Annotated in this window: 14 protein-coding genes and 1 tRNA gene; 7 read left to right on the forward strand and 8 right to left on the reverse strand. The window is 66.9% G+C overall.

Annotated features, from left to right (window positions below; genetic code table 11):
• Positions 1-104: 104 nt before the first annotated feature.
• The 4 genes from GGD63_RS36895 to GGD63_RS36910 all read right to left on the reverse strand — a co-directional run bounded on the left by GGD63_RS36895 (position 105) and on the right by GGD63_RS36910 (position 4,150).
• Positions 105-180 (reverse strand) — tRNA-Thr (locus tag GGD63_RS36895).
• A 100-nt stretch (positions 181-280) separates the two neighbouring features.
• Positions 281-2,071, reverse strand: coding sequence for a heme biosynthesis HemY N-terminal domain-containing protein (locus GGD63_RS36900; RefSeq protein ID WP_183249771.1), 1,791 nt, complete (start codon positions 2,069-2,071; stop codon positions 281-283).
• 36 nt (positions 2,072-2,107) lie between these two features.
• Complete coding sequence (locus tag GGD63_RS36905) at positions 2,108-3,307, reverse strand: COG4223 family protein (protein ID WP_183249772.1); 1,200 nt, start codon at positions 3,305-3,307, stop codon at positions 2,108-2,110.
• Between the two features lie 81 nt (positions 3,308-3,388).
• On the reverse strand, positions 3,389-4,150 hold the full coding sequence (locus tag GGD63_RS36910; RefSeq protein WP_183249774.1) for a uroporphyrinogen-III synthase: 762 nt from the start codon (positions 4,148-4,150) through the stop codon (positions 3,389-3,391).
• 151 nt (positions 4,151-4,301) lie between these two features.
• Here GGD63_RS36910 and tsaD point away from each other — a divergent pair, with 151 nt between their 5' ends.
• The 3 genes from tsaD to GGD63_RS36925 all read left to right on the forward strand — a co-directional run bounded on the left by tsaD (position 4,302) and on the right by GGD63_RS36925 (position 7,010).
• Complete coding sequence (gene tsaD / locus GGD63_RS36915) at positions 4,302-5,375, forward strand: tRNA (adenosine(37)-N6)-threonylcarbamoyltransferase complex transferase subunit TsaD (RefSeq protein ID WP_183249775.1); 1,074 nt, start codon at positions 4,302-4,304, stop codon at positions 5,373-5,375.
• 238 nt (positions 5,376-5,613) lie between these two features.
• The gene (locus GGD63_RS36920; protein WP_183249777.1) at positions 5,614-6,594 is read left to right on the forward strand and encodes an NAD(P)H-dependent glycerol-3-phosphate dehydrogenase; all 981 of its coding nucleotides are present in this window, start codon (positions 5,614-5,616) and stop codon (positions 6,592-6,594) included.
• 2 nt (positions 6,595-6,596) lie between these two features.
• The gene (locus GGD63_RS36925) at positions 6,597-7,010 is read left to right on the forward strand and encodes an EVE domain-containing protein (RefSeq protein ID WP_183249779.1); all 414 of its coding nucleotides are present in this window, start codon (positions 6,597-6,599) and stop codon (positions 7,008-7,010) included.
• A 77-nt stretch (positions 7,011-7,087) separates the two neighbouring features.
• Here the strand turns inward: GGD63_RS36925 and GGD63_RS36930 are convergent, their stop codons facing one another.
• On the reverse strand, positions 7,088-8,182 hold the full coding sequence (locus GGD63_RS36930) for an adenylate/guanylate cyclase domain-containing protein (RefSeq protein ID WP_183249856.1): 1,095 nt from the start codon (positions 8,180-8,182) through the stop codon (positions 7,088-7,090).
• A 202-nt stretch (positions 8,183-8,384) separates the two neighbouring features.
• Here GGD63_RS36930 and GGD63_RS36935 point away from each other — a divergent pair, with 202 nt between their 5' ends.
• On the forward strand, positions 8,385-8,840 hold the full coding sequence (locus GGD63_RS36935) for an SRPBCC domain-containing protein (protein ID WP_183249781.1): 456 nt from the start codon (positions 8,385-8,387) through the stop codon (positions 8,838-8,840).
• A 102-nt stretch (positions 8,841-8,942) separates the two neighbouring features.
• On the opposite strand, the gene GGD63_RS36940 is transcribed toward GGD63_RS36935, so the two are convergent.
• Positions 8,943-10,112 carry a DNA topoisomerase IB gene (locus GGD63_RS36940; RefSeq protein ID WP_183249783.1) on the reverse strand — a complete coding sequence of 390 codons (1,170 nt, stop codon included), beginning with the start codon at positions 10,110-10,112 and terminating at the stop codon, positions 8,943-8,945.
• A 390-nt stretch (positions 10,113-10,502) separates the two neighbouring features.
• Here GGD63_RS36940 and acs point away from each other — a divergent pair, with 390 nt between their 5' ends.
• Together acs and GGD63_RS36950 are read left to right on the forward strand one after the other, a co-directional pair.
• Entirely contained in the window at positions 10,503-12,449 is a 1,947-nt protein-coding gene (acs, locus tag GGD63_RS36945; RefSeq protein WP_183249785.1) for an acetate--CoA ligase, read from the forward strand.
• Positions 12,450-12,874: 425 nt separating this feature from the next.
• On the forward strand, positions 12,875-13,390 hold the full coding sequence (locus GGD63_RS36950) for a L,D-transpeptidase (protein WP_183249787.1): 516 nt from the start codon (positions 12,875-12,877) through the stop codon (positions 13,388-13,390).
• A 55-nt stretch (positions 13,391-13,445) separates the two neighbouring features.
• Here GGD63_RS36950 and GGD63_RS36955 read toward each other — a convergent pair whose 3' ends face one another.
• Positions 13,446-14,036, reverse strand: coding sequence for a thermonuclease family protein (locus tag GGD63_RS36955; protein ID WP_183249789.1), 591 nt, complete (start codon positions 14,034-14,036; stop codon positions 13,446-13,448).
• 89 nt (positions 14,037-14,125) lie between these two features.
• Entirely contained in the window at positions 14,126-14,326 is a 201-nt protein-coding gene (locus GGD63_RS36960) for a DUF1674 domain-containing protein (protein WP_183249792.1), read from the reverse strand.
• Positions 14,327-14,514: 188 nt separating this feature from the next.
• Between GGD63_RS36960 and GGD63_RS36965 the strand changes: the two genes are divergently transcribed.
• Entirely contained in the window at positions 14,515-15,861 is a 1,347-nt protein-coding gene (locus GGD63_RS36965; RefSeq protein WP_183249793.1) for an RsmB/NOP family class I SAM-dependent RNA methyltransferase, read from the forward strand.
• The last annotated feature ends 61 nt before the right edge of the window (positions 15,862-15,922 follow it).

Below are 15,922 nucleotides of genomic sequence, written 5' to 3' on the forward strand. Positions count from 1 at the left end.
AGACGACTTTGAAACCCCGCGACAACCCGATCGGCACGAGGTTGTCACCCATCTCTTAGGTACGTTTCGTTACCCATGTCTCCGGGCCGGACACAACGAGGCGCTGGTGCCGCAAGAGGGATTCGAACCCCCGACCCCGTCATTACGAATGACGTGCTCTACCGACTGAGCTATTGCGGCGAACCCTGCCAGGACCAAAGCGATGCCGGTCCCGATACGCGCGCCCCTGATATCGGGCATGGCCCGAATTGGCAAGGACAAGCGGGGCCCGAAATGGGCCTCACGCGCCCCAGCGGGACCAGAATCCGCGCCAGCCGCCGGCCTGGGCCTTTGCAGGGGCCTTCGGCGTGCCGATTTGTTCCGTAAATTCATCGCTCGGACCCTCGTCATCGATTCCGGGATCGTCGGGGGCACGGACGATCGGGATGACGGCCGAGATCGGGCTAGGGGCGGGCTTGCCGAGGTCGGCGCGGGTCCGGAACACCGGGGTTGCCGCCGGTGGCGATGATTCGGCCGGCTCAGGGGCCGGTTTGACCGGCTCGGCAGGGGCCACCGCCGGCTCGTCCTTGGCGGTTTCGTTGACGGCCTCCTTGGCCGTTTCCTTGGCCGTTTCCTTGGTCTCAGGGGGAGAATTGTCCTGAGCGGCCGGCACCGGGGCGGGTGTGGGCACGACCGGTTCCACCGGGCTCGGGCTTGCCACCACCCGCTTGGGCGCCGGGGCGGCCAGCATGGCTTCCTCGAAAGCCGAGGATTCGATCGTGGTGCCCTTGTCCGAGGGCAGGCTCGCGACCGGCGTCTGCCACTGGAAGGCGTCGAGCCGGCCGGTGACCGGGGAGACCGGCCGCCAGCGGTCGCTGACATAGCCGTCCGCGGTCCAGGCCGGATCGTGGCGGGCGCGTACCGCGCGCAGGGTCCAGGCGCGGGCACGGCCGCTATCGCCATGCTCGGCGCGCTCGATCTCGGCCATCAGCAGCGCCACGCGCTGGGTCGGATCGTTGACGTAAGGCGCGAGCACCGCGCGCGCGCGGGCGAACTCGGAGGCATCGATCGCGGCGCGGGCGATCGCGAGCTGGCCCTCGACATGGCCGGGCTTGTCGGCAGGCGTCTTGGCCGCGAGCGTCTCGACCCGCTGCAGGCGCTGCCGCGCGGAATCGCCGAGCTTCACATGCGCATAGGCCTCAGCAAGATCGGGATGCGGATTGGCGAGCCAGGCCGTCTCGACCAGCTTCATGGCGCGGCGGACCTGATGCGCCTCGCTCTCGAATTTTGCGGCGAGCACCGCGGCTGGCACCAGGGTCGGCGCGAGCTTGACCGCCTCCATCACGCTCTCGCGCGCGACGTCGCGGTCCATCTTTTCCAGTTCCAGCGCGCGCGCCGTGAGCAGCACGCCGCGCTGGCGGCGATAGGCCGGCTTGTCGATCAGGCCGGCGGACAGATTCGAATCGAGGATCGCGAGCGCGCCGCTCCAGTCGCCGCGCGCGCAGCGAAAGCCGAGCACCGCATGCGAAGCCCAGGTCGAGGACGGCGACAGCTTGATCGCTTCCTCGGCGATCATCACGGCACCGACCGCATCATCGGCGCGCTGCGCCTCGATGAACAGGCCGCGCAGGCCGAGCAGGCGCGTATCCTCGCGCTCGGCCATGGCGCGGAAGACGCGCTGGGCCTCGTCGCGCTTGCCCTCGAGCTGGGCCGATTGCGCATGCAGCAGCAGCGCGAGCGGATCGTTCGGCGCGTGCCGCCGCGCCGCCTCGGCGTGCCGGCGGGCGAGCGCGGTGTCGCCATGGCCGATCGCGAGCAGGCCGTGGGTGATGGCGTGGCGGCCGCGCGCATGGCGCTTTTCGTGACGACGGCGGCGCATGCGGCCCGGCATGCGCCAGATCGTGGTCAGGATGCTCCAGACCAGCACGACGGCCGCGGCAAAGAGGCCAAGCAGGAACACGAACCTCGGCAACGTCGTGGAAGCGCGGAAGCTACCCGCGGTCAGGACGAGATCGCCGGGCTGGTCGGCAACCCAGGCCGCGCCGGCCGCCGCCAGCGCAATCAGGACAAGGAAAAGGACGATGCGAAGCATGGCGATCCCTATTACGCGCTGATTGTTGCGCGAATCTTATTGAGCAGATTTGGCGAGATCCGCCATGGCATCGTCGGCGAATTTGCGGGACGCGGCGAGCGCGGCGTCGCGGGCGTCGGCCTTGTCGAGCCAGGCCTGCGCCGGCGCCCGATCGGTCTCGGGCAGCGTCTTCAGCTCGCGCCGCGCCTCGACGAAATCGTTGCGGAGCGCTGCCGCCGTCACCCGGGCGACGATGGCGCCGCGATCGTTGCCGACGCCGTCGGTGCGCTCGATGCGCACGAGTTTTGACGCGCCCGCCTGAAGACGCTCGACGATGCCGGCGCCGGCGGCCGGGGCTTCCGCCGGCGGCGCCAATCTCGGCACGATGTTGAGCAGCTCGCGGCTCAGCGCGACCGGCGTCGGGATGCCCGACGATGCAAACGCATCGAGCGGCTTCAGCATGTCGGGCTTGGCCGCAAGCGAACGCGCCGCGGACAGCTGCGACTGATAGGGATCGGCATGGCGCACGGCGACATCGAGCAGGGTCGCCGCCACGACAAAGCGCAGCGGCTTGTCATCGATCGCTTTTGCATCGGCGATCTTCTCGCCCTGCTGCGCGAGCTCGGCGCGTTCGGTCTTGCTCGCGCGCTCGAGCTGCGTGATGCGGTCGTTGAGCGCGGCAAGATCAGGCGCAGCGGTGCGCGGCGCGGATTTGGTATCGTTCAGCGGGCTCGCGGTCTTGTCGGACTGCGCGCGCAGATTGGCGATGTCGCCGCGCAGGGCGCTCGCCGACTTCTCCAGCGCGTCGATCCGCGCCACCATGGCCGGATCGGCGACGGGCTTGCCGGCCTTGGCTTCGACCGCGGCGACACGACCGCTGAGCGCATCGACGGTCGCGCTTGTCACTTGCGGCGCGGCCGGCGGCGCCTGCACCGCGGGCCAGCCCAGCATCCAGCCGACACCGATCACGAGCGCGGCTGCGACAGCGCCGGAGAGCGGTGCGATGACCCACGGTGAAACCGGAGCGGCCGCAACGGCAGCCGGTGCCTCCGCGCGCTCAGGCTCGGCGTCAGTCGGTTCGGATTTTGCCTGCTCGGGCTCGCTGTGCTCGGTCGCCGGTGGAGCCTCGGGCTCACCCGCCACATCCTGCGGCTGGGTCGAGACTTCGGTTGCCTCCAGATCGATGGTGGGCGGGGTGCGCTTGGCACGACCGGTGTCGGGAGCCAATCCTGCGTCTTCAGGCTTGTCGTCGGCCATCGTGACGGTTCCTCACACTTCCATAACCTTGCACAGATCCTTTTGGGCCGGACCCGATTACGTCGGATTCGGCCCGACCTCTTACGCCAAACGGGTACGCAAAGCACGCTCCAAGGTGTCAAATAAGGCATTTTCGTCCGGCGTCGCGGCCACCAGAACCTGCGAGGCGCCGGCATCGCGCAGCACGCCGGCGACCGTCTCGGACAGGCAGCATTGCGGGATCGCCAGCGCCGAAATTTCGACGCCTTCATCCCGCGTCGCATCCAGGAACGCCCGCGCGCTGCGCCGGGAGTAGTGCAGCACCGCCTCGACCCCGTGGGCGGCAAAGCCCTCGCAGACCTCGCGCGGCAGATGCTTGACCGGCGCCATGCGATAGGTCGTCTGCGTCACCACGTTGAATCCTTCCGCGCCGAGCTCACCGCCGAGATCGCGCGACAGATCCGCACCCGCAAGATAAAGCAGCGTGCTTTTCTTCTTCAGCACCTTGTCGCGCGCACTTTGCACGACCTTGTCGCGCAAGGCCGCAGCATCGCCGCCGGCGACGATGACCTCGCCAAAGCCGGCGTCGCGCGCGGCAGAGGCGGTGTGCTCGCCGACCGCGAACAGCGGCAGCGCCAGGAGGCCGAGGTTCTTTGAGCCAGGATCCTGCAATTGCGGTGCGACGGCGCGGATCGCATTGGCCGACGTGACGATGACTGCGCCGTAGCCCGCTTCACTTTCGTCATGGAAGGCGACCGGCTCGAACTTGAGCACCGGCGCAAGCAGCACCACATGCCCCCGCGCGCGCAGATTTTCCGCCGTCGCCTCATTGTCGGGATGCGGCCGTGTGACAAGAATGGACATCGCGTGTGTTCCCGAGGCGCGTGACGGTGACGCTTTTGCCGGGATGGCTGCGCGTGACGATTGCGCAAGCCGACCCCGGAATGCTACCGGACGTACCAGAACTCTGCTTTACGGATGAGCGCAAGGGCGCAAATTGGATAACAATTCGCCAATGCTGGTATTGGGCATCGAAACCACCTGCGACGAGACCGCCGCGGCGGTGATCGAGCGCGCGACCGACGGCAGTGGCAAGATCCTATCCAACATCGTGCGGTCGCAGGTCGAGGAGCACGCCCGCTTCGGCGGCGTGGTGCCGGAGATCGCCGCGCGCGCGCATGTCGACTTGCTCGACGGGATCATCGACCGCGCCATGCACGAGGCCGGCATCGACTATGCCCAGCTCGACGGCGTCGCCGCGGCCGCAGGGCCCGGGCTGATCGGCGGCGTCATCGTCGGACTCACCACCGCGAAGGCGATTGCGATGGTGCATGACACGCCGCTGGTCGCGGTGAACCATCTGGAGGCGCATGCGCTGACGCCGCGCCTCACCGACGGAATCGGTTTTCCCTACTGCCTCTTCCTCGCCTCGGGCGGCCATACCCAGATCGTGGCGGTCACCGGCGTCGGCCAATATGTGCGGCTCGGCACCACCGTCGACGACGCCATAGGCGAGGCCTTCGACAAGGTCGCGAAGATGCTGGGCTTGCCATACCCCGGCGGCCCACAGGTCGAACGCGCGGCGGCAAGCGGCGATGCTGCGCGGTTCGCGTTCCCGCGGCCGATGCAGGGGCGCCCCGATGCCAATTTCTCGCTGTCCGGATTGAAGACGGCAGTCCGGACCGAAGCGAGCCGGCTCGCCGAGATCACGCCGCAGGATATCAGTGATCTCTGCGCGAGCTTCCAGGCCGCGGTGCTGGATTCGACCGCCGACCGGCTCAGCGTCGGCCTCAAGCTTTTCCGCGAGCAGTTCGGCGCACCGCGTGCGCTCGTGGCCGCCGGCGGCGTCGCCGCCAATCAGGCGATTCGCGGCGCGCTGCATGACGTTGCGCGGCAGGCCGGGACGCAATTGATCATGCCGCCGCCGGCGCTCTGCACCGACAACGGCGCGATGATCGCCTGGGCCGGCGCCGAGCGCCTCGCGCTGGGAATGACCGACACGATGGAGGCGCAGCCGCGCGCACGCTGGCTGCTCGACGCCAATGCGACGGCGCCGGCCGGCTACGGCAAAACGCGGGCGGGATATTAATGCGCAGGCGCTGCCACGGGCTCCCCTTCACCTCGCCCCGCTTGCGGGGAGAGCATAGGCCGCCTTCGGCGGCCGTCCTTAAGAAACGCCGAAGCAGAGCTTCGGCTACGTTCGATCGCAGATCGAATTCGGGTGAGGGGGACTCTCCGCGAGTCTCTCTGTCACCGTCCTTGCGGAGACTCCCCCTCACCCCGACCCTCTCCCCGCAAGCGGGGCGAGGGAGTGAAGGGATCGAGCCATGACCGCGTTCCAATCCGTCGCGGTGGTCGGAGCGGGCGCCTGGGGCACGGCGCTGGCGACGGTGGCGGCGCGGGCAGGGCGGAACGTGACGCTCTGGGCGCGCAACGCGGAGCATGCGACGCGGATTGCATCGACGCGCGACAATCCGCGACTGCCCGGCGTGCGACTGGCGCCGGAGATCGTGGTGACGAGCGATCTCGCGGAGGCGTCGCGCGCGGAGATGCTGCTGATCGCAACGCCGGCGCAGCATCTGCGCGGCGCGGTCAACATGCTGGCCTCGCACATCACGAAGCCGGTACCGATCATCGCCTGCGCCAAGGGCATCGAGCACGGCACCCACAAATTCATGACCGACGTGATCGCGGAGGCCGCGCCGCACGCGCTGCCGGCGATCCTGTCGGGTCCGAGTTTTGCCGACGACGTCGCGCGCGGCCTGCCGACGGCGGTGACATTGGCGGCGAAGGACGAGGTGCTGGCGAGCAGCCTGGTGCAGGCGCTGGGCTCACCGACATTCCGCCCCTATCACTCCACCGACATCCGTGGCGTCGAGATCGGCGGCGCTGCCAAGAACGTGCTGGCGATCGCGGTCGGCATTGCGGTCGGGCGCAAGCTCGGAGCCTCGGCCCAGGCCGCGCTGACGACCCGCGGCTTTGCCGAGCTGACGCGGCTCGGCCGCGCGCTCGGCGCGCGCAGCGAGACGCTCACCGGCCTGTCCGGCCTCGGTGATCTGATCCTGACCTGCGCGAGCCCGCAATCGCGCAACTTTGCGCTCGGCCTCGCCCTCGGGCGCGGCGAGCAGCCGTCCGCCGGAAAGCTTGCCGAAGGCGAGTTCACCGCGCCGGTGCTGATCGAACTCGCAGCTTCGCAAAACATCGAGATGCCGGTATCAGAAGCGGTCGCGTCGATCCTGAGCGGCCGCAGCACGATCGACGCCGCCATTTCGGGGCTGTTGACGCGGCCCTTCAAGGCAGAGGAATGAGCATGGCGTACTGGCTGGTGAAATCCGAACCGTCGGTGTGGTCCTGGGACCAGCAGGTGGCGAAGGGCGCCAAGGGCGAAGCCTGGACCGGCGTGCGCAATTACACCGCGCGCCAGAACCTCGTGAACATGAAGAAGGGCGACAAGGCGTTCTTCTATCATTCCAACGAGGGCAAGGAGATCGTCGGCATCGTCGAGATCATCAAGGAGGCCTACCTTGATCCGACCGACAAGACCGAGAAATTCGTCTGTGTCGACATCAAGGCCGACAAGCCACTGAAGACGCCGGTGACGATGGCCGCGGTGAAGGCCGAGAAAAAGCTCGCCGACATGGCGCTGGTGAAATATTCGCGCCTGTCGGTGCAGCCGGTGACTGCGGAGGAATGGAAGCTCGTCTGCAAGATGGGCGGAGTTTAGTCGAAGCTGCCGTAGCCCGGATGAGCGCAGCGACATCCGGGATGGTCTGGTCCCGCATATCGCTACGCTCATGCGGGCTACGATAGCCGAGCTTGCGGCTCCGCCAGAGCGAACACCTCGCAAGGCGCGGCAATGCCGCGCAGCGCATGTGATCCGAGCGCGATCAGCGGCATCTCCGTCTCGGCAGCGAGTGCGCCCGACACCAGCACCGTCCGGCCGAGTGGCTTGCACAAGCCTTCCAGACGGCTGGCGAGATTGACGGCAGGACCGATCGCCGTGAAGTCGAGCCGGTTGGCGGCGCCGATATTGCCCCAGAGCATCTCGCCGAGATGGAGCGCGGCACCGAACGCCAGCGGCTGCAAGCCTTGCGCGCTACGCTCGGCGTTGAGATAGGCCATGCCGGCTTCGGCCGCACTTGCCGCGCGGAGAGCCGCATCGCAGGCGCGCCGCGGGGATGCCTCGAGCACCGGAAAGATCGCGAGCACGCCGTCGCCGATGAATTTCAACACCTCGCCGCCGAAGGCATGAACCGCACCGGCGATGCGATCGAACCAGGCGTCGAGCGCCGCGATGACCTCTCCAGGCGGTGTGGTTTCCGACAGGGTCGTGAAATTGCGCAAATCCGCATAGAGCAGCGCGGCCTGGATGGTCTCGCCGAGATCGCGCCGCAGGGGCGCTGCCAGCACCCGCTCTGCGCTGCGCTTGCCGAGATAAGCATCCAGCGTCGCCCGCAACGTGGCGCGCGCGGCAAGCACGGCAAGCGGCGTCGCTGCGAAGCGAGCGGCCTGGCGCAACTGCTCGATTTCGCCTGCGGTGAACGGACACGGCCCGATCCAGCCGAGCAACGGCCCGTCGGCCCGTCCGACGGCATCTTCGTGCACCTCGCCACCCGCGACCTCGCGCAGCCAGCGGCGGCCGCCATCGTTGGGCGGATCGGGCGCAAGGCCACCCGGCGCGAAGCCGAGCGCTTCGATGACGCTGCCAGTCTCGGCGCGCCACAGCCAGGTCCGCTTCGCGATCAGCGGATGGGGTACCTCCAGCGTAAGGGCGCCTGCCGCGAGGGGCACGCCATCGGCGATCAGATGCGCGCCGAGTTCCGCGAGCAGGCGGTCTGCCCCGGGACAGTCCGAGGCGGCATCGACGAGCCAGGCGAGGGTCGGGGTAAGTTGCATGACCCGATGATGGCGAAGCAGGGCGGTCTTTGTCACGGGCAATCCTTGACGGAGGGCAGGGCCGCCGCCATGTCCCATCGTCAGCCTAAAGCGCGACGAGGTCTGGATGAATCATCGTAGCGCTTTAGGTTGTTGTTTGCGCATGATCTTTCCGGAAAACCGCGACACACTTTTCCGGATCATGCTTTAGGGATGATCGCCGATGACCGAATCCTTCGTAGTACGACGCGAGACCCAGATCGCGGCCCCCCGCGCCACCGTCTTTGCCTACCTGACCGATCCCGAGAAGATCCTGAGCTGGATGGGCTCCGATGCGACCACGGAACCGCATCCCGGCGGGCTCTATCTGCTCAAAGGCATCGGCCCGCGGGGCGGCGTCGGCCGCGGGGCCTTCCGCGAGGTCGTGCCGGTGCATCGTCTCGCCTACACGTTCGGCTGGGAGGGCGGTCAGGAAGTGCCGCCCGGCTCGAGCCTGATCGAGATCGACCTGATCGAACGCGACGGCGGCACGCTGCTGCGTATGACCCATAGCGGGCTGCCGAGCGAAGCGCAGGCCGCCGCGCATGCGACGGGATGGGCGCATTACCTGCAACGCCTCACGATCGCTGCGGCTGGCAAGGATCCCGGTCCGGACAGGGGTGTTTCAGACAAGAAATAGCCCACAAGGGTGGGCAAAGGCGCGCTCTTCGCGCCGTGCCCACCACCTTTCGCCATGAGCAAATGGTGGGCACGCTTGCGCTTTGCCCACCCGGCAGTGTCGTTACACCGCCGCGGTCGCCACCACCTGCGCCAGCAGCTGCTCACGCCGCGCCTGCGAGCGCTGGCCTTTCATCGTCGCCGCAAAACGCTCGAGGATGCCGTCCTCGAAGGCGGTGACGATGGTGTCGTGGACGTAGCTCTTGCGGCAGATCGCCGGCGTGTTCGAGAGCTTGTCGGCCGCGGCGCGGATCGCGTCCAGCACCTGCTTCTTGCGGCCGCGCTGGCTGGTCGCCGGCGTGATCCGCGACAGCGATTCCACCACGACGGCGGACGCCATCAGCGTGCGAAAATCCTTCAGCGAGATCTTGATGCCCGCGATCTCGCGCAGGAATGCGTTCACCTGTGTGGTGTTGACCGCGCGCACGATGCCGTAGGCATCGCGGTACTGGAACATGCGCTTGCCGGGAACGCTGCGCAGAATGCCGATGGCACGCACCAGCTTGGCCGCGTCGCATTCCTTCCGCACCGCCTTGCCGCCCTTGGCCTTGAAGGTCAGCACGAAGCAGTCGTCTTCGAGCGTGACGTTCGACTTCAGCAGCGTGGTGGCACCGCGGGTGCCATTGAGGCGAGCATAGGATTCATTGCCGGGGCGGATCGCGGTGCGGGCGATCAGCTCGATCACGGCCGAGAGCGCGAACTCGCGCGTCGGCTCGTCGCCCGACAGGAACGCCGAGACCTTGCGCCGGATCTTCGGCAGCGCGCCGACGAGTTTCTCCAGGCGATGCGCCTTGCGGTGCTCGCGGACCTTCTCCCAATCGGCATGATAGCGATATTGCAGCCGGCCCGCGGCATCACGGCCCACGGCCTGGAGATGCGAGCTCGGATCGGCGGAGTAGCGCACCTCGCGGTAGGCCGGCGGCACCGCCATGGCGTGGAGCCGGCGGATGGTGCGGGCGTCGCGGATATGCGCGCCGTTGGGGCGGACGAAGGAATAGCCCTTGCCACGCCTGATGCGGCGGATGGTCAGCTCGTTCTGGTCGCCGAGCCGCAGGCCCAGCTCCCTGGCAAGCGCCTCGACCGTCGCCGCGGGCGCCGTGTCGAAGACTTTTTTCGGGCTGGGACGGCTGGAAGCGGCCGGTTTGGGCCATTGTCCGAGGGCTTTGGCCAGCGCTATAGCGGCAGGATCGGCTGAAGCGGGCCGCAACGTCCCGAGATTCTGCTGATCCATCATAGTCTTACGCCTTTAGCCCTGCCTGTTGTCGGTCAATGCCGCTGTTCTGATCTTTGTTCCACGGGGTCTCTTTGGACCCGGGTTGGCCATTTAGGGTGTTCCGAACCGTATTGCGAGTCCCGAATCAGTGAAAGACGGTTCCTAAATACCTCCGACCGGCGCATGGGGCTCTGCACGGGCCTGTTCCGGGGGTTTGGGTAAAGAGCCGAAAGGCTTCTCTTGGCCTGTTTCAGATTTGCGACAGCCACCTCGCGGACCTTGATCCTCCGCATGGTCGGTGGCTCGCCGAAGGTCCAGCTTGTGCTCCTTGTCGGGTCCGGTTAGCCCGACGCATAATCAGCCAAATGATGATGTCGGCATTGCCTGAGCTTGCCGCATGTGGAGGGAAATATGTCCGAGAAGATCTACGACGTGCCGGCGGAATGGACGAAACGCGCCTGGGTCGACCAGGCCAAGTACAAGGAAATGTACGCCCGCTCGATCTCGGACCCGAACGGCTTCTGGGCCGAACAGGCCAAGCGCATCGACTGGATGAAGGCGCCGACCAAAATCGAGAACGTCTCCTTCGAGCCCGGCAACATCTCGATCAAATGGTTCGAGGACGGCGTGCTCAACGTCGCCCACAACTGCATCGACCGGCATCTCCACACGCGCGCCAACCAGACCGCGATCATCTGGGAAGGCGACGATCCCTCGCAATCCCGCCACATCACCTACAAGGAGCTGCACGACGAGGTCTGCCGGATGGCCAACATCCTGCGCACCCGCAACGTCAAGAAGGGCGATCGCGTCACCATCTATCTTCCGATGATCCCCGAGGCCGCCTATGCGATGCTGGCCTGCGCGCGGATCGGCGCGATCCACTCCGTGGTGTTCGCGGGCTTCTCGCCCGACAGCCTCGCCCAGCGCATCAACGACTGCAAATCCAAGGTGATCATCACCGCGGATGAAGGCCTGCGCGGCGGCCGCAAGGTGCCGCTGAAGGCCAATGTCGATGCCGCGCTCGCCAAGTCCGACGGCGTCGACTGGGTCGTCGTCGTCAAGCACACCGGCGGCAAGGTCGACATGAACCCGACGCGCGACCTCTGGTGTCACGAGGCAGCGGCCATGGTGACGACCGAATGCCCGGCCGAGCACATGCACGCCGAGGATCCACTGTTCATCCTCTACACCTCGGGCTCGACCGGCCAGCCGAAAGGCGTGCTGCACACCACGGGCGGCTATCTCGTCTATGCCGCGATGACGCATCAATACGTCTTCGATTACCACGACGGTGACATCTTCTGGTGCACCGCCGACGTCGGCTGGGTCACCGGACACAGCTACATTCTGTACGGGCCGCTTGCGAATGGTGCGACGACGCTGATGTTCGAAGGCGTGCCGAACTACCCCGACAATTCCCGGTTCTGGAACGTCATCGACAAGCACAAGGTCAACATCTTCTACACTGCGCCGACCGCGATCCGCGCGCTCATGCAGGGCGGCGACGAGCCGGTGAAGAAGACCTCGCGCGCCTCGCTCCGCCTGCTCGGCTCGGTCGGCGAGCCCATCAATCCCGAGGCCTGGGAATGGTATTACCGCGTCGTCGGCGACGACCGCTGCCCGATCGTCGACACCTGGTGGCAAACCGAAACCGGCGGCATCCTGATCACGCCGCTGCCGGGCGCCACAAAGCTCAAGCCCGGCTCGGCGACGCAGCCGTTCTTCGGCGTGGTGCCTGAAATTGTCGATGCCGACGGCAAGGTGCTGGAAGGCGAGACCACCGGCAATCTTTGTCTCACCCGGGCATGGCCGGGCATGATGCGCACGGTCTATGGCGACCATGCCCGCTTCGAGCAGACCTACTTCTCGACCTACAAGGGCAAGTATTTTACGGGCGACGGCTGCCGACGCGATGCCGACGGCTATTACTGGATCACCGGCCGCGTCGACGACGTCATCAACGTCTCCGGCCATCGCATGGGCACTGCGGAAGTCGAGAGTGCGCTGGTTGCACATGAGAAGGTGTCGGAAGCCGCGGTGGTCGGCTTCCCGCACGACATCAAGGGCCAGGGCATCTACGCCTACGTCACCCTGATGGCCGGCGTGCAGCCGACCGAAGATCTGCGCAAGGAGCTCGTGACCTGGGTGCGCAAGGAGATCGGCCCGATCGCCTCGCCCGACCAGATCCAGTTCGCGCCGGGCCTGCCCAAGACCCGCTCCGGCAAGATCATGCGCCGCATCCTGCGCAAGATCGCCGAGGACGAGCCGGGTAGCCTCGGCGACACTTCGACCCTCGCCGATCCCGCCGTGGTCGATGATCTCGTGAAGAACCGCCAGAACAAGAAGTCGGCGTAAGCTACGCTCTCGTGCCCCGGACGCAGCGCAGCGCTCCTTCAGCGGTGCGCTGCAGAGCCGGGGCGCATGCAACCATGTGCAAAGAACTGGGTCCCGGCTCTGTGTCGCGTCACTTCGTGCCGCGTCTTGTCCGGGACACGAGACCGCGGTTCGCGCCGCCCCCTGAAACAACAGCCATTCACATCCTCACGCTCGCGTCAGGGCGCGCGGCCGGCGTGGCCGCATCTTTGCCGCCGAGTGTTGTTTTCAGGTCATTTACTTTATTTCGAACATTTCCTTTGTTCCCCCCTGCTGGCTGGCCTTGGCGGCCGCGCGTGGAAACCATCCGGTTAACGGGCGCGGTCAATACTGTATGGGCGAGCGGGCCATTGCCGGGTTTGCGTAGATTTGGACGACCCGTTCGGGGCAACGGAAGGGGAACATTGATGTCGATGAGAATTGTGGTGGCAGTTGCTGCCACCATCGGGGCAGCGGCCTTGATGTCGACGGCGGCCGAGGCGCGGCCGGAAATGGTGGGAGCGCATCCGGGCGACTATTCGCCGGGCACCATCGTGGTGAAGACCAACGAGCGCAGGCTCTACCTCATCCTCGATAGCGGTCATGCCGTGCGCTACCCGGTCGGCGTCGGCAAGTCCGGCAAGCAGTGGGCCGGCACCACCCGCATCGACGGCAAGTATCGCAATCCGGCCTGGTCGCCGCCCGCCGAGGTCAAGCGCGACAAGCCGCAGCTGCCCGACGTCATTCCCGGCGGCTCGCCACGCAACCCGATGGGCGTTGCCGCAATGACGCTGGCCGGCGGCGAATATGCCATCCACGGCACCAACGTGCCGGGGTCGGTCGGCGGCTTCGTCTCCTATGGCTGCATCCGCATGCTCAACGACGACATCACCGATCTCTACAGTCGCGTCTCGGTCGGTACCACGGTGGTCGTGACGCGCTGATCGCTAACATCACAAGTGAATCGAAGAGGCCGCGTCGCTCGACGCGGCTTTTTTGTTACCAGAAGCGCCTGCTCCGCGCGCACCAGCCGTCGCGATGGCCGCCATTGTAGCTCCGCACGTAACCGCCGGCGAGCAGCGCCGCCGAAACGTTGGCGGTTCGCCGGGTCGCGACGTCGGCGAGAACGCGCCCGTATTTGTCGGCGCCGAGATTGGTGAGCGTGACGTCGCCCTGGCCGAGCAGCCCGCGCAGCGCGTCGGTCGCAGCTTCAGCCTTGTTCAGCTCTTCCTGACAGGACGCCTTCATCTCGGGCGCATCGATGCCGCGCAAGCGAACGCGCACGACGAGATCGCGGCCGCCCTGCTGATGCACACGCGCGAGAAAGGTGTCGCCGTCGACGGTGCGGATCACATCGACCGGCTGGCGTGCATCGGCGCTGCCGGACCGCTGCAAGACGATCTCGGTATCCTTCGCCCGCCCTTCGGCGTCATGCGCAACAGGCCAGTTCGTTCCGTGCCGGGAGACGAGCACTAGAGCCGTCGCGGCTCCAATCACGAACATCCACGGCAGCAGACCGGAAAAGCGACGCCCGAACGGCGAGCGGCTGTAGTACGGCCGGTATGGACGACTGGGATCGAAGCGCGGCATCCGCAGACGCTAGGGCTGAGTCGGCTGAACCGGCAAGGTGTCTTCAGGGAAGAGTACGTGGGAAGAGGTACGTCCGCAGGACCTGCAGCTCAAAAGTCCGAGGCAATGCCTTTACGCTCCCAATCCCCGTAGCGGGTGGGCTCAGGCCCCTTCGGTCCCTGTAATTCCTTGGGCGACGCTTCGGCACGAGCCGCAGCTGCAGCCTGCCGACGCGCTTCTGCCTCGGCCAACGCACGCTGGGCGGCCGGCGGGAGCGGCTTGCGATCGGAAACGGACGGCTGGTCACTCATCGAGCGGTTCCTAGCGCAAGATCACGGGGCATGCGAGGTCCAATATCGCATTGCTGAAATGGTGATAGTGGACTGTAAACGCGAGACGCCATTCTTACATTTGGCATATTCGCGTGCCACACATCGAATTCTCTAGGCATGCGCCCATAGTGGCGGAACTGCCGCTCGTTTCAGAACCTTGCTTCCGCATGCCATCTCAACGTTTCGCCCCTCCGTCCGAAGTACCTGGTCTTGCGGCGCGGCGGATTGCCGCCGATATCGTCGACGGCGTGCTGCACAAGCACCGCACGCTCGACGACCAGCTCGACGGCGGCGGCGCCCATCCCGGACTGAAGACGCTGGCCGACCGTGACCGCGCGCTGATGCGACGCCTGGTTGCGACCGTGCTGCGCCGGCTCGGCACGCTCGGCCATGTGCTGTCCCGCCTGCTCGACAAGGGCATTCCTTCCGACGCGCCACGCGCGCAGAGCGCGCTGCTGATCGGCGCCGCCCAGATCCTCTGGATGGACGTGCCCGACCATGCCGCCGTCGATCTCTCCGTTCGCCTCGTGCAATCCGACCGACGCGCCGCGCGCTATGCCGGCCTCGTCAATGCCGTGCTGCGCCGCTGCGCGCGCGAGGGCAAGGCGCTGGTCGACGAGGTCGCCACGCAATCGCTGGACCTGCCGCCCTGGCTGCTCGCGCGCTGGAGCGCGCATTATGGCGAGACGACCGCAAGGGACATGGCGCTGGCGCTCGGCCATGAGCCGTCGCTCGATCTCACCGTGAAGTCGGACCCCGAACAATGGGCGAGCCGCCTGCATGGCGAGACGCTGCCGACCGGGACGGTGCGGATGCTGCTGCACGGCTCGGTGACCATGCTGCCCGGCTTCGCCGAAGGGCAATGGTGGGTGCAGGATGCCGCCGCCGCACTGCCGGCCCGGCTGTTCGGCGACGTCAAGGGCAAGTCCATTGCCGATCTCTGCGCCGCGCCCGGCGGCAAGACCGCGCAACTGGCGCACGCCGGCGCGCACGTCACGGCGATCGACCGCTCGCCCGCCCGTGTGGCGCGGCTGCGCGAGAATCTGGCGCGGTTGTCGCTCCAGGCCGAGACCGTCGTCGCTGACGCCGTGGAGTGGGCCGGCCCTGCCGAAGGTTTTGACGGTATCCTGATCGACGCGCCCTGCACCTCCACCGGCACGATCCGCCGTCATCCCGATGTCGCCTGGCTCCGTCAGGAATCAGACATCGCCGCGCTGACCGCGCTCCAGCAACGGCTGCTGAAGAAATCCGTCTCGCTGCTCAAGCCGGGCGGCACGCTGGTCTACTGCACCTGTTCGCTGGAACCCGAGGAAGGCGAGCAGGCCGTGGCCACACTGCTGGCCGCGGAGCCCGCGCTTCGCCGCGTGCCGATCGAGGCATCGGAGGTCGCGGGCCTCGCCGAAATCATCACCGGAGATGGCGACCTGCGCACCTTGCCGAGCCATCTGCCGAACGCCGATCCCAAGCTTGGCGGGCTCGACGGATTCTTCGCAAGCCGGCTCGTTAAATCCTGATTTTGCACTGGTTTTTACAACCTCGACGCTGATTCGCGCCGTTCAGGGTGGTGTCAGCCGG

It is taken from the genome of Bradyrhizobium sp. cir1 (assembly GCF_014198245.1).
In the GTDB taxonomy this organism is placed as follows: domain Bacteria; phylum Pseudomonadota; class Alphaproteobacteria; order Rhizobiales; family Xanthobacteraceae; genus Bradyrhizobium.